Raw genomic sequence first — 14,186 nt, forward strand, 5'->3', positions numbered from 1 at the left:
TTTGACTAAAATTTTCATAATAGATGGTCAAACTGATGACTTTTTAGATTGGATAAATAAACAGGATGTAATTGACAATATTCATGAACGTGATATGTCAGCTATGCTTGAAACATTTAAGTTTACTGCATTTGCTGACAGACGTTATTCGCAACATCTAACAGATAAAAACAGATTAGTTATTCCCGGTGAAGATGGTGAGTACCGGGAATTTGTTATTAAGTTGACTGATCGATATCGCGATAGTGATGGTGCAAATCTTATTGATGTAACTGCTTTAGCTTCATTTCAAGAGCTGATAGGGGCAAAAGTAGTATCACCTACAAAAACAGCCCAACAGTCAGCGGAAGTACATGTTAGAGAAATTCTAGCCGGCACAGAGATAGAGGCGGGCAATGTTGCTTACAAAGGATTGCGAGCAATTTCTTTCGATAATTACACTGATCCATTTTCTGCTTTAAAAAAACTAGCTACAGAGTTTGAACTAGAACTAGACTTTAGGGTTGAAATAAATAGCAATCGAATCACTAAAAGATATGTAGATTTAGTTGAGCGAGTAGGTGGATGGAGAGGTAGACACGTAGAGTTCGGAAAAGACCTTCAAGGTATTAGAAGGAAGGAAGATTCCAGTGAAATTGTAACAGCCCTCTTATGCTTAGGACCTGAAATGGAAGATGGTACACGATTAGAAGTGTATGTAGAGGATAAAGAAGCACTAGAACGATGGGGGCGCAGAGGTCAGCATATAGTAAGTATATATGAACCTCAATCCGAAGGCCGTGATATGACTGAGGAAAATCTTATTAGACTTGGTAAAGCCGAGTTAAAAAAACGTATTAACGCAATTGTAAGCTATGAAGCCAATATCATAGATTTAGAACATATAACCAGAATGGAAAATAAAAGGATTCGTTTTGGTGATATTGTAAAAATAAAAGATACTACGTTTAATCCGCCCTTGTTCGTAGAAGCCCGTATTTATAAGCAAAATCGGAATATCTTTAATCCAGCAAGTAAAAAGGTTGAGCTCGGAGACTTTATAGAATATACCGTCGAACAGGTCCAAAATAACTGGAAAGCTATTCGTGATGAAATTGATAGGAAAGTAAGGATAGCTGAACTCCGTGCAGGAATTGGAGACATCCGTTTTACTATTATTGGTTATCGAGAGCCATTAAGAGTGCAGAAATCAAGTGTCGATAGTCAGTTTGATAGTTTAGTAAATAACCTTGATTTAGATACTGGTATCCGGAATAGCCTAACCACTGTTAAAGCTTCTTATGACAATACGTATGGAGTATTATTGGATACGATAGACAGTACAGTGGATAAAGAGGAATTAACAGAAGATGATTTGCAGCAAGTAAATGTTCAGTATGCGAACTATGAATCTGGACTTGCTGAACTAACTAGGCTATTTGAATTTGCAACAGATACCATTGCAAAGAGAAAGGCTGATGATGCAGAGGATGGTGCTAATAGGTACACCGACGAGCATTTAGTCGACATAAACCTCATTTTGGAAAGAGCTCAAGAAAGAATTGATGAAGCACGAAATGAAATAGAAGAAGCTGACAAAAGAATAGGTGACGCTTTAGATGAATTAGAAAATTTAGAAAATAGGTTGAATGAACTTGATGGTGACAAAGTAAACATAATTGATTATGATGTAAAAATTAAAGAATTAACAGATGATATAGCTGATAAAGTTGATGGGCAATGGGTTGGTGGACAAATACAAATAGCGCTTGATAATTTAGAAATTGGCGGTTACAACTTAGCTAGGGGTCTGGGTGGAGATATATATAATAAAAATAGACTTTATTCTCAAGATAGACCTAAAGCTGAAATAGTTACTTTTAATGGTAAAAAGTGGATAAGGTATACAGGTAATAATCTTCGTATTCAAAATATAGTAATTGAGCCTAATACAACGTATACATGGAGTTTTACAGCTTATACAACTAATAACCCAATACAAGTTAGAATTTATGATTGGGACGGGTCTGGCTATGGTGGAGTTTATCATGAGATTAAAACAACTCCAACTAGAATAAAACATACGTTCACTACAAACAGTAATTCTAGTTACGAAATATTGCATATAAACAACCTTGACGCTAATGATGTTTACTATTTTGCCGATTTTCAGTTACAAAAAGGTAATAAAGCAACTGACTGGTCATATGCACCAGAAGACATTTTTGCAGACATTGAACTGAAAGCAAATGTTGATGATGTATATGTGAAATCACAAATCGATAGCATGTTTGACAATGTTGTATCATACACAGTTTATCAAGCTGATCAAGAAGGTATAGTAGAACGTTTTGACAGTATTGAAACAAAAATATATCAAAATGAGCAAGCAGTTGGTGTTAAGGTAGACCAAACAACTTATGATACTACAATAGGTCAAATTAACAACAGAATGGCGCAATGGGAAATGACAGCAGATGGTATTGAGCAAAGTGTAAGCAACTTACAATATGATATTGACCATATGGAAATTGGCGGAAGGAACATAGTATCACTACAAAGTGTCTCTACTTCTGGTAGTGTTGATATAAAAGGTTATGTTTATACAATAAATAGAACATCATCTGGTAATCCATATATACGTGTTACACGAGAGCGATTTGAGGAAGGTAATTACTATGTAGCTACATTTAAGGTCAGAAAAATTAGTGGTAATGTTGTATCTATGGGCGGTCATACAAATTCATTTAGTGTTTTTGAAGTTTATAGGGATGGGGTCCAAGTTGGGACTTCTTGGTCAAGTGCAGATCGAACATACCCTGACGATACAGAAATGCATGAGTACAGGGTATATTTTAAGGCGTTAGACAGTTTCCCTTCTGATTCAGCCCCATATTGGTATATACAACCTAACCGTCCGTCATATGGGCAAGATTATGTTGTAGAAATTTGGGACTTTCAGATAGAAGAAGGTAACAGACCCACAGGTTGGGCTCCTGCTCCTGAAGATCAGATACATTATACAGAAACACGCATAAGACAATTAGCTAATGAGATTGACCTGTCTTATGTAAAGAATAATGAAGTTATTTCACGTATTAACCTATCAAGTGAAGGCGTAAGAATCGATGGCAGTTTGCTAGAAATAACTGGTGATACCTTAATTCATGGTAATTTATCTGCAAGAGATGCAACATTCTTAGACATGACTACAAGAAATATGACAGCTATTAATGCAACTATTCAAAGCAGTACAGTAACTGGTAATTTAACAGCTACCAATGCAACTTTTTTACAAGGTACTTTTAATAAAGCGACTATTGTAGATGCAACCATACAAAACGCAACTATAACGGGGAGATTGAATGGTGCTACTGGTACCTTTAGAGGGGATATGACAGCAGGAAGTATCAATATTGCGACAGATGCTACTGTTGGGAACAACTTGAATTTAGGAACTAACACTATAAGTGGTGCGAAATCAATACGATTTTTTGGAGCAACTTCTTATATCCGTTCAGAATATGTTTTACAAAGTGGTTTTCTAAGAAATCAATTGAGCATAGTCGCTGGTGGAACTTCTGGTATAGTTACTATCTCTGGGTCTGAATTAATATTAACTGGTACAAATTTAATTACGTTTGAAGGGCAATCAAGTGCGGCATCGATTGATATAACTGGCGGTCCTGCAAGATGGAGACAGTCTAACTCACATTACATCATGCAAAATACTGTCGGTGAAGTAGCCTTTTATAAAGATGGCTCCCAACTTGCAAGATTTTCACATAGAGATGGAACTACAAGAAATCCGTTCTTTCGTATGGGTGGCGGAGGATTAAAATTTTTATCAAGTGGTTCTCAAATACAAGTAAGAAACTCTGCCGATACAGGTTATATACCTATTACAGCAAGTGCATTTAACCCGCCTAACTCAAGTTTTAAAACCAAGAAAAACATAGATATCTATACTGATAGTACATTAGAAAAACTGAGAAGTATGGAGCTATATACATTCCATTATAATTATGAAATAGACACAGACCACAAGCATCTAGGGATAATGGTAGAAGAATCACCAGAGATTATTATGGCTTCTTCAAAAGAAACTATTGATTTATATTCTACGATTGGCTTTGCACTTAAAGGGATAAAAGAGTTAGACCGGAATATGGAAGATCATATCTCTTGGCTAAAAACAGAAAATCAATACCTCAAAAATGAGATGAAAATTTTACAAAATAAAATAGAGCAGTTAGAGGAGAAGATAGCATGATAAAAATTCAGAATCAATATTTAAAAGATGTAGCAGAATTTTTGCAAAACAACATTACAACAAAGGGCAAAAAAAATATCCACCGTATGAGAATTGTTAAAATTATTCAAGATCGATATAAGGAAGTGGTAGAAGAAGAAGTAACCCTCTTGAAAGAATATGCTAAAACAGATGAAAACGGTGAGGTAATTCGTAATAAAGATGGTGGTCTGGATATTGAAGACAAAAAAGGCTTTAACGAACAACATAAAGCGTTGTTTGATGAGTATTTTGTAATTGATGGGATAAATCTCGAACCAGCTTTAAAAACAGTTGAAAAACTTGTAAATGAACATGACAAAGAATTAGTTGGAAAACCCGCAGAAATGCATTTTATTTTATCTGATGCGTTTGAAGAAAATAAAACAGAGGAGGAACAAGAATGATGTCAAACTATATTTTTGAAGAAGTTAGTTCTAGATATATAACAGAAAATGGTGAGCAGGTAAGACTAGTGAATTACCGTGGGAAAGATGAGCAGACTATTCCTAATACCGTTTTAAATATTGATGGAAGTTTTACTATGCCAGTGAAGGACTTTTTTGAAGCAGGTGTTAGTGGCAATTTATCAGAAGTGATTAGGGATAAAGTGGTTGAAAGAATAGTGGGAAATAAAAATACAGAGGAAACGGTAGACGCTGAATAAGGCGTTATTTTTTATGCCATACAATAGAGGAGGTAACCATGGATGAAACATTAATTCAATACTTTCTTACACAAGGACCATTTGCGGTTCTTTTTGTTTGGCTTTTTTATACAAGTAGAAAAGAGGCAAATGAAAGAGAGAAACAACTCTATCAAACAATCGATGATCAAAACGAAATATTAAAAGGATTTAGCACGAAGTATGACATTGTTATAACTAAGCTGGATGATATTGAAGAGCGTTTACCACCACGGTAAGGGCTCTTTTTTATCGCCTTCTGAGGGGAGGTGATGAAGGTTGAAGATTAACTGGAAAGTTAGATTTAGTAATCCAGTATTCTATGCCCAGCTTATTCTAGCAATCTTGTTACCCATTATCAGCTATTTAGGTATTAAATTTGAGGATTTAACTACATGGGTGATAATGGGGGATGTTCTTGCACAAGCAATCTCTAATCCATATGTATTGGCACTAGTATTGGTAAGTGTTTGGAATGCACTGATTGATCCGACAACCAAGGGCTTAAGTGATAGTGTACAAGCAAGAACATATCAAAAACCGAGAGATGATGTGTAATATTACGATACAAAAACTAACGGATTAAATAAGTGGCTAGTCCAAATGGGCAAGTCACTTTTTTAATATAAAAAATATTAGGAGGAGATTGTTTATGGCTAAAATCGCATTAGACGCAGGACATGGTATGAATACACCGGGGAAAAGAACTCCGGATGGTGAAAGGGAATGGTATTTCAACAACAAAGTAGTAGTTGCAGCTACTAGGTATTTGAATGAATATGAAAATGCCATTATTATTCGTTTAGATGACCCAACTGGGAACACCGATGTATCTTTAACAGCACGTACGAATAAGGCAAATAGTGAAGGTGCAGATATTTTGGTATCTTATCATCACAACGCTAACACAGGTCAATGGGGTACTTGGACTGGTACTGAAACCTACCATTATCCCGGTTCTTCTACCGGTCTTGCTTTAGCAAGAAAAATTCACCCGGCTATAGTTGGTGCAATGGGCTTACGAGATCGTGGTATTAAATCGGAAAACTTCCATATGCTTCGTGAATCCAATATGCCAGCAATTCTAATTGAAGGTGGGTTTATGGATTCCACCATTGATATTGTCAAAATGCGTGATGATATCGTAATGGATCGAACAGGGAAGGCACTAGCTGATGCCATTGCTTCTCATTTTGGATTAAGAAGGAATGATAATGGAGGAACTAATACTTACACAGTACAGCCTGGTGATACATTGTGGAGTATTGCCCAAGCCCATAATATGACGGTACAACAATTAAAGGATTTAAACAGTCTTACAGGTGATACCATTTATCCAGGCCAGGTTCTGATTGTCAGTGGTGGGGTAGTTTACCACATTGTCCAATCTGGGGAAACATTGTGGGGTATCGCACAACAGTATAATACTACAGTTGAAGCTATTAAGAGCTTGAATGGAATGACAAGTGATGTTATTCGTCCAGGCGACCGTTTGAGAGTTAGGTAAGTAATTTACTGTGTAATCTAGAAGTAATCAAAAGCCCCAGTTATTAGAATTGGGGCTTTCTCTAATAAATCTAGTGCTCTCAGATATGTATTCACTAGTCAGTCATAATTGTAATCTTAGATACTTAAAAGATTCTTCCGAAAGTTGATAATCGACACGGGAGTATTTGGTATGTAGTTAAGGGATGCAACTAAATACATCCCTTAATGGTTCCTATTTGAACAATGAAAGTAATCCTTTTTTCCTTTTTTTAGACAGTGGTTGTCCTAACAGTCTTTTCTTTACGTATTTCTTTGGATTACTTAAAGCAGTTGCTCCGCCTTTACCATAACCTGGTACAACTGTCTTGTTCACTGACCTTTTTACGCTAGATTTAACTTTTGAAATAGGAGATTTTGGTTTTTTGAACTTCATTTCAACACCTATCTTCTACAATTTATTAGAGAGTATGGGCAACTAAATGTAGTTATCTAGGTTTAATTTTCAAATGTAGTATGTTTTACTTTCCAATCTTCTAGTTTTATAAACACCCAGAAACCATAGATTCCAAGCGTGATTATTGTTAAAAACCACCACTTAATCCAATTCCCAAATAGACCAATAGCAGTACCATTAAACTTCAGTCTTTTCCCTTCAACTACGGTATGATTGATTTTCCAACCATAAATCATTGTAACTGCCCAAGGATAGCAAATTCCTAAAGTAAAAATAGTAACTAACCAACCTGCTATTCGCCACCCGATGTACTGTACTAATCCTCCATCAAAAAAAGATGTTCTCCTCTTATGAGTTTGAATTCTTTCTGTCGTCATTGACTAATCCCTTCTTTCCTTCAAAATTCCCCAGACTCTTTATTCTTTTGGTATATTTAAATCTTGTAGGGTAACTACAAACTATCTCATAAGCTACAGCAATTTTTGATTTTGGCATGATATCACTCTTTATTATATTTTATTGAATAAAATAATTAGCGTTTAGGGAATTATAATTAGTTCTTTATACTTATAATCGCATATTATTTTATCATTTTAGTTTAGTAGATTTCTATAAAAAAGATTTAAAATTGACGTTTGGATAGGCGTTCTATAAATGACTTAGTACGTATTATATAAGTACTAAGTGCTATAGAGTTTTATAAAACATAGCCTTGCTTCAACATGTTCTAAATGATATAATGAGAACAAATGTTCCTGTCGGGAGGCTTTGGCTATGAAGAGGCTGTTTCTACGTTCAATGGAAAACAAAGAGAAAATAATTATTTTCTATATCGATCGACATAATAATGTTTCTAAACGTTTTATTCGGGTATTAAGTATGAACCAGGATTATATGTTGGCTTATTGCTATTGGCGTAAGAAAATAAGAACCTTTAAACTAGACAATATATTATCTACTGGTGCAATTTCTAACCATGTAGGAGCATAATTTTTGGATTTATTGGTTTGTATTGTATACTATGGTCTTAGAAAAGTTAAATATAGAAGGTGCCCTAATGGAAAAAGTCATATTCTACACGAAAGAAAACTGTTCTCTTTGTGATAGCGCTGAAGCATTACTAGGAATGTTCCAACAGGATTATCATTTTGAAATCGAGAAACGAGATATTTATACAAATGACGAATGGTTAGAAAGCTATCATTTATCCATTCCAGTAATCGAAATAAATGGAGTTCAGTTGAATTGTGAACAGATTGACTACAATTCGGTTGAAACAACCTTGAATGTGAATTTACAAAAGAAATAAGGATAATTTACAATCATATTGGTTGTATATTTTACGCATTATGATATGATAATAATGTACATAGGATTCTACTATGTGTATTTTTTTGGGACATGTGGGACACCATAAGAATGCGTGGGACATTTTTGTTCCCGATTCTAAAGGGGTAATGTCATGAAAGAAATATTCGACCTACAGAAAAAGCTCATACCTGACTTGTTAGAAGTAATGCAAACCAGATTCTCTCTGTTGCGCACGGTAAACCTCTATCAACCTATTGGTAGAAGGGGTCTTGCGGAAAGTAGTCAATTAACGGAAAGACAGGTTCGAAGTGAAATTGATTTACTTTACGAACAGGGGTTATTAGAAGTTACGACAAAGGGTATGCTTGTTACGGAACAAGGTGAAAAGGTTCTAGAACAACTCAATCAATTTATGAGTGAAATAATGGGCTTAACTGTTTTAGAAAATCGAATTAAGGAAACATTACAAGTAGAGAATGTTATTGTAGTTCCAGGAAACAGTGATGACGCAGAATGGGTTAAACAAGAGATGGGAAAAGCTTGTGTCTCATATCTTAAAAAGATTATATCGCCCAATGCTACGATTGCTGTAACAGGTGGAACGACGATGGCTTCTGTTGCAAGTGTAATGACACCGTTCGAATTAGAAAATAATTGCCTATTTGTACCAGCACGTGGTGGCATTGGAGAGAAAATGGAAAACCAAGCCAATACGATTGTGGCACAAATGTCCCGTAAAGCACAGGGAGATTATCGTCTACTTTATGTCCCAGATCCAATTAGTGACTCTTCCTATCAAAACATCATCCAGGAGCCTTCTATAATAGAAGTCTTACAGCTTATAAAAAATGCTGATATTGTCTTACATGGAATTGGAGATGCATTGACGATGGCAGAGCGCCGAAAGACACCACATGAATTAAGGGAAAAGCTAGTAGAGGAAAATGCAGTTAGTGAAGCATTTGGTTACTACTTTGATCAGCAAGGTAATGTTGTTCACAAGGTGCGTACTGTTGGATTGCAGTTAGAGGATTTAGAGTCGATGAAACATGTGGTTACCGTTGCTGGTGGTAAATCGAAGGCTAAAGCAATCGAATCCTATTTCAAGCATGGTACAAGCAATGTGCTCATTACGGATGAGGCAGCTGCGGAACAGATTTTAAGGGATACTTCCCTTTAAATAAATAATACTTATAGAATTTTAGGAGGAATATACAATGGCAGTAAAAGTTGGTATTAATGGTTTTGGTCGTATTGGACGTAATGTATTTCGTCAAGCACTAAAAAGAGACGATGTAGAAATCGTAGCAGTAAATGACTTAACAGATGCTAATATGCTTGCACATCTATTAAAATATGACTCAGTACATGGTGTATTAGAGGAAGAAGTATCCGTTAACGGTTCTAACATCGTTGTTGGTGGAAAAGAAATTAAGGTATTAGCTGAGCGTGACCCAGGCAATCTTCCATGGGGCGAGCTTGGTGTTGAAGTAGTAGTTGAATCTACTGGTCGCTTCGTTGATCGTGATTCTTCTCAAAAACATATTGATGCTGGTGCGAAGAAAGTAATCATCTCAGCTCCTGCGAAAAATGAAGATTTAACTATCGTAATGGGTGTTAACCAAGATCAATATGATCCAAGTCAGCACCATATCGTATCAAATGCTTCTTGTACAACAAACTGTTTAGCACCATTTGCAAAAGTGCTTAACGATAAATTCGGAATTAAACGTGGTCTAATGACAACTGTTCACGCATATACAAATGACCAACAAATTCTTGACTTACCACACAAAGATTATCGTCGTGCACGTGCGGCAGCTGAAAACATTATTCCTACAACTACTGGTGCTGCAAAGGCAGTTTCTCTAGTATTACCAGAGTTACAAGGTAAATTAAATGGTATGGCTGTTCGTGTACCAGTTCCAGACGGTTCTATGGTAGACTTAGTAGCAGAAGTAGAAAAAGATGTTACTGCTGAAGAAGTGAACCAAGCGTTCAAAGAAGCAGCAGAAGGTGAACTTAAAGGAATCTTTGAATACAGTGAAGCTCCACTAGTATCTTCTGATATTGTTGGAAACACACATTCTTCTATCCTAGATGGTCTATCAACTATGGTAATGGAAGGAAACATGGTTAAAGTTCTTTCATGGTATGACAACGAAATGGGTTACTCAACTCGTGTTGTTGACCTAGTTGCTTTCATGGGACAAAAAGGACTATAAGTTAAATGGGCAAAAGGTGGAGGAATATATTCTCCTCCTTTTCTCATGTAATTTTAGTACGCTCTGAGTTAAGAAACAAGGACTAGGGAAACCTACCAATTTTAAAGCTTACATATCTTTATCCCACACGCTGGCAACGTAATGTTGTTCGTGGGAAGGAAAGTATTTAACGTATGACGTAATAAGCATATTCGTATAAAATTCCATGCGAATAGGAGTCTTTTTAAGGAGGGAATCCAATGAATAAACTAACAGTAAAAGACCTTGATTTAAAAGGGAAAAAAGTTTTCTGCCGTGTAGATTTTAACGTACCTATGAAAGATGGAGAAGTAACAGACGATACACGCATTAAAGCTGCTTTACCAACCATTACCTATTTATCTGAGCAAGGTGCAAAAGTAATTTTAGCTAGTCATCTTGGTCGTCCTAAAGGTCAGGCTGTAGATGAACTACGTTTAGACGCAGTTGCGAAGCGTTTAAGTGATTTAATTGGAAAAGAAGTTGTAAAAACCGATTCTGTTTATGGATCTGAAGTAGATGAAGCTATTTCTGGATTACAAGATGGTGATTTATTGCTTCTTGAAAATGTGCGTTTTGAAGCTGGAGAAGAAAAAAATGATCCTGCGCTAGCTGAAGCTTTTGCAAATATGGCTGATGTTTATGTTAACGATGCTTTTGGAGCGGCACACCGCGCACATGCATCGACTGCAGGTATTGCTGAAAAGCTTACATCTGCTGCTGGTTTCCTGATGGAAAAAGAACTTTCTGTATTAGGTAAGGCACTGGAGAATCCTGACCGTCCATTCACGGCAATTATTGGTGGAGCAAAGGTTAAGGATAAAATTGGCGTAATTGATAATCTATTAGATAAAGTAGATAATTTGATTATTGGTGGTGGCCTGGCATACACCTTTGTTAAAGCACAAGGGCATGAAATAGGAAAATCCCTTCTTGAGGAAGACAAAATTGATTTAGCAAAAGAATTTATGAAAAAAGCGGAAGAAAAAGGCGTTAATTTTGTGTTACCTGAAGATGTAGTCGTTGCAGATGATTTCTCAGAGGAAGCTAATACAAAGATCGTATCCACATCTGAAATTCCTTCAGATTGGGAAGCACTTGACATTGGTCCGAAAACAAGAGAAAAGTATGCTCAAATCGTAAAAGATTCTAAACTAGTGATTTGGAACGGACCTATGGGTGTATTCGAATTAAATGTATTTGCTAATGGTACGAAAGCAGTGGCCGAGGCATTAGCAGAAACAGAAGGTTATACCGTTATTGGTGGTGGAGATTCTGCTGCAGCTGTTGAGAAGTTTGACTTAGCAGATAAAATGGACCACGTATCAACTGGTGGTGGAGCATCCTTGGAATTTATGGAAGGTAAAGTTCTACCAGGTGTTGAAGCCCTAACAAATAAATAAGTTTCACAATTCTTTAATAGAGGTGATACCATGCGTAAAAGAGTAATTGCAGGTAACTGGAAAATGAATAAAACTCTTACGGAAGCAACACAGTTTTTGGATGAAGTTGTAAAATCTATTCCTGCTGATGAAAAGGTAGAAGCGATTGTATGTGCTCCTTTTCCACATCTTGCAACTTTAGTGGAAAAAACAAAAGGAACTAATCTTAAGATTAGTGCGCAAAACATGCATTTTGAAGATAATGGTGCATTTACTGGTGAAGTAAGTCCGGTAATGTTAAAAGACTTAGGCGTTAGCCATGTAGTTATTGGCCACTCAGAACGACGAGAGTATTTCGCGGAGACTGATGAAACAGTAAATAAAAAGACCCATGCTGCATTTAACCATGGTCTAACTCCAATTGTTTGTGTTGGAGAAACATTAGAACAACGTGAAGCTAATGAAACGATGTCATTAGTAGAAACACAAGTTAAAAAGGCGCTAGAAGGTCTTACTAACGATCAAGTAGCACAGACTATCATTGCTTATGAACCAGTATGGGCAATCGGTACTGGCAAAACAGCATCCAACGAAGATGCTAACGAAGTATGTGCACACATTCGAAACGTAGTGAAATCACTAACAGATGAAGCAACTGCTGAAGCTGTGGTTATCCAATATGGTGGAAGTGTTAAACCTTCTAACGTGGATGAATTATTAGCACAATCTGATATCGATGGCGCTTTAGTTGGTGGTGCAAGTTTAGAAGCTGATTCCTTCTTACAGCTTGTGGAGGCAGGTACAAAATGAGTCAAGACAAATTAGCTGCGTTAATTATCCTTGATGGATTTGCTATCCGTAATGAGGTAAAAGGTAACGCGGTAGAACAAGCTAATAAACCGAACTTTGACCGCTACTGGAATACGTATGCACATAATCAATTAAAGGCTAGTGGAGAAGCGGTGGGACTACCAGAAGGTCAGATGGGTAACTCTGAGGTTGGACATTTAAATATTGGTGCAGGACGTATCGTGTACCAAAGTCTTACCCGTGTCAATTTATCGATTCGTGAAGGTGATTTTTTCGAAAACGAAGCCTTTCTTAAATCGATCCATCGCGCCAAAGAGAAGAATAAAGCACTACACATCTTTGGTTTGTTATCTGATGGTGGTGTTCATAGCCATATTGATCACTTATTTGCATTACTGAAGCTAGCAAGTGATCAAGGTCTAGATAAAGTGTATGTACATGCGTTCCTTGACGGTCGTGATGTTGGACCTCAGACAGCAAAAGGTTATATTGAACAAACGGAACAAAAAATGCAAGAGCTAGGCGTAGGAGAAATTGCTACCGTTTCTGGACGTTATTATTCAATGGACCGCGATAAGCGCTGGGACCGTGTTAAAAAAGCGTATGACGCTATGGTTTATGGTGAGGGACCTAGTTATAACCATCCACTTGAAGTGGTAGAAGACTCTTACCAAAATGGTATCTATGATGAGTTCGTCATTCCTTCTGTCATTACAGATGAGAATGGTCAACCAGTTGGAAAGGTTGAGGATGAGGATTCTATTATCTTCTTTAACTTCCGTCCGGATAGAGCAATCCAAATATCTCGTACATTTGCTAATGAAGACTTCCGTGACTTTGACCGTGGACCAGGAGTTCCGAAAAACTTAGATTTTGTTATGCTTACTCAATTCAGTGAATCTATTGATGGATTTGTTGCCTACAAACCAACTAACTTAGATAATACAATTGGAGAAGTATTAGCACAAAATAACATGAAGCAGCTTCGTATTGCGGAAACAGAAAAATATCCACATGTTACCTTCTTCATGAGTGGTGGACGTGAACAAGAGTTTCCTGGAGAGAAGCGCATCCTAATTGATTCACCAAAAGTGGCAACATATGATTTAAAACCAGAGATGAGTGCTTATGAAGTAACCGATGCACTGCTAGAAGAATTAGACAATGGTGATGTAAATGCCATTATCTTAAACTTTGCTAACCCAGATATGGTTGGACATTCTGGTATGCTTGAACCTACAATTAAGGCAATCGAGGCAGTAGATGAATGTCTAGGAAAAGTAGTGGACAAAATAATTGAGTTAGGTGGGCATGCTATTATTACAGCAGATCATGGTAATTCAGATGAAGTCGTTACATTAGAGGGCAATCCGATGACAGCCCATACTACTAATCCGGTTCCAGTAATTGTTACGAAGGATGAAATAGAATTAAGCGATGGCGGGATTCTAGCAGATCTAGCACCGACAATGCTTGATTTATTAGATATTGAAAAACCAAAAGAAATGACAGGGACATCCCTGATTAAAAAGTAAAAGGAGAG

At 36.6% G+C, this 14,186-nt stretch carries 15 protein-coding genes; 13 read left to right on the forward strand and 2 right to left on the reverse strand.

Annotation, left to right across the window (positions count from 1 at the left end; translation table 11 throughout):
• The first annotated feature begins 1 nt into the window (after position 1).
• The 6 genes from KGF86_RS16500 (at position 2) to KGF86_RS16525 (ending at position 6,462) form a co-directional block, all read left to right on the forward strand.
• Entirely contained in the window at positions 2–4,252 is a 4,251-nt protein-coding gene (locus KGF86_RS16500; RefSeq protein ID WP_211742470.1) for a phage tail spike protein, read from the forward strand.
• A complete protein-coding gene (locus tag KGF86_RS16505) occupies positions 4,249–4,677 on the forward strand; it encodes a hypothetical protein (RefSeq protein WP_211742471.1) in 429 nt (142 codons plus the stop codon). The genes KGF86_RS16500 and KGF86_RS16505 overlap by 4 nt, the downstream gene beginning before the upstream one ends.
• Complete coding sequence (locus tag KGF86_RS16510) at positions 4,677–4,937, forward strand: hypothetical protein (protein ID WP_211742472.1); 261 nt, start codon at positions 4,677–4,679, stop codon at positions 4,935–4,937. Before KGF86_RS16505 ends, KGF86_RS16510 begins: the two co-directional genes overlap by 1 nt.
• A gap of 38 nt (positions 4,938–4,975) precedes the next feature.
• Positions 4,976–5,194, forward strand: coding sequence for a BhlA/UviB family holin-like peptide (locus tag KGF86_RS16515; protein WP_186870556.1), 219 nt, complete (start codon positions 4,976–4,978; stop codon positions 5,192–5,194).
• Positions 5,195–5,234: 40 nt separating this feature from the next.
• Positions 5,235–5,513: a phage holin gene (locus tag KGF86_RS16520; protein ID WP_186870555.1), complete on the forward strand. Its 279-nt coding sequence runs from the start codon at positions 5,235–5,237 to the stop codon at positions 5,511–5,513.
• Positions 5,514–5,607: 94 nt separating this feature from the next.
• On the forward strand, positions 5,608–6,462 hold the full coding sequence (locus KGF86_RS16525) for an N-acetylmuramoyl-L-alanine amidase family protein (protein WP_211742473.1): 855 nt from the start codon (positions 5,608–5,610) through the stop codon (positions 6,460–6,462).
• A gap of 213 nt (positions 6,463–6,675) precedes the next feature.
• On the opposite strand, the gene KGF86_RS16530 is transcribed toward KGF86_RS16525, so the two are convergent.
• Together KGF86_RS16530 and KGF86_RS16535 are read right to left on the reverse strand one after the other, a co-directional pair.
• On the reverse strand, positions 6,676–6,816 hold the full coding sequence (locus KGF86_RS16530; RefSeq protein WP_211742474.1) for a hypothetical protein: 141 nt from the start codon (positions 6,814–6,816) through the stop codon (positions 6,676–6,678).
• 122 nt (positions 6,817–6,938) lie between these two features.
• A complete protein-coding gene (locus KGF86_RS16535; protein ID WP_211742475.1) occupies positions 6,939–7,274 on the reverse strand; it encodes a YjgN family protein in 336 nt (111 codons plus the stop codon).
• A gap of 397 nt (positions 7,275–7,671) precedes the next feature.
• Here KGF86_RS16535 and KGF86_RS16540 point away from each other — a divergent pair, with 397 nt between their 5' ends.
• From KGF86_RS16540 to gpmI, 7 genes are all read left to right on the forward strand, one after another.
• Complete coding sequence (locus tag KGF86_RS16540; protein WP_186870551.1) at positions 7,672–7,887, forward strand: WYL domain-containing protein; 216 nt, start codon at positions 7,672–7,674, stop codon at positions 7,885–7,887.
• Between the two features lie 67 nt (positions 7,888–7,954).
• On the forward strand, positions 7,955–8,206 hold the full coding sequence (locus KGF86_RS16545) for a glutaredoxin family protein (protein WP_186870550.1): 252 nt from the start codon (positions 7,955–7,957) through the stop codon (positions 8,204–8,206).
• Between the two features lie 153 nt (positions 8,207–8,359).
• Complete coding sequence (locus tag KGF86_RS16550; RefSeq protein WP_186870549.1) at positions 8,360–9,388, forward strand: sugar-binding transcriptional regulator; 1,029 nt, start codon at positions 8,360–8,362, stop codon at positions 9,386–9,388.
• A 37-nt stretch (positions 9,389–9,425) separates the two neighbouring features.
• Entirely contained in the window at positions 9,426–10,433 is a 1,008-nt protein-coding gene (gene gap / locus KGF86_RS16555) for a type I glyceraldehyde-3-phosphate dehydrogenase (protein WP_186870548.1), read from the forward strand.
• A 239-nt stretch (positions 10,434–10,672) separates the two neighbouring features.
• Positions 10,673–11,854, forward strand: coding sequence for a phosphoglycerate kinase (locus KGF86_RS16560; RefSeq protein WP_186870547.1), 1,182 nt, complete (start codon positions 10,673–10,675; stop codon positions 11,852–11,854).
• Positions 11,855–11,884: 30 nt separating this feature from the next.
• Entirely contained in the window at positions 11,885–12,643 is a 759-nt protein-coding gene (tpiA, locus tag KGF86_RS16565) for a triose-phosphate isomerase (RefSeq protein WP_211742476.1), read from the forward strand.
• On the forward strand, positions 12,640–14,178 hold the full coding sequence (gpmI, locus tag KGF86_RS16570) for a 2,3-bisphosphoglycerate-independent phosphoglycerate mutase (RefSeq protein ID WP_211742477.1): 1,539 nt from the start codon (positions 12,640–12,642) through the stop codon (positions 14,176–14,178). The genes tpiA and gpmI overlap by 4 nt, the downstream gene beginning before the upstream one ends.
• Positions 14,179–14,186: the final 8 nt, after the last annotated feature.

The sequence above is a fragment of the Ornithinibacillus massiliensis genome, from assembly GCF_018310345.1.
Lineage (GTDB): Bacteria > Bacillota > Bacilli > Bacillales > Amphibacillaceae > Ornithinibacillus > Ornithinibacillus massiliensis.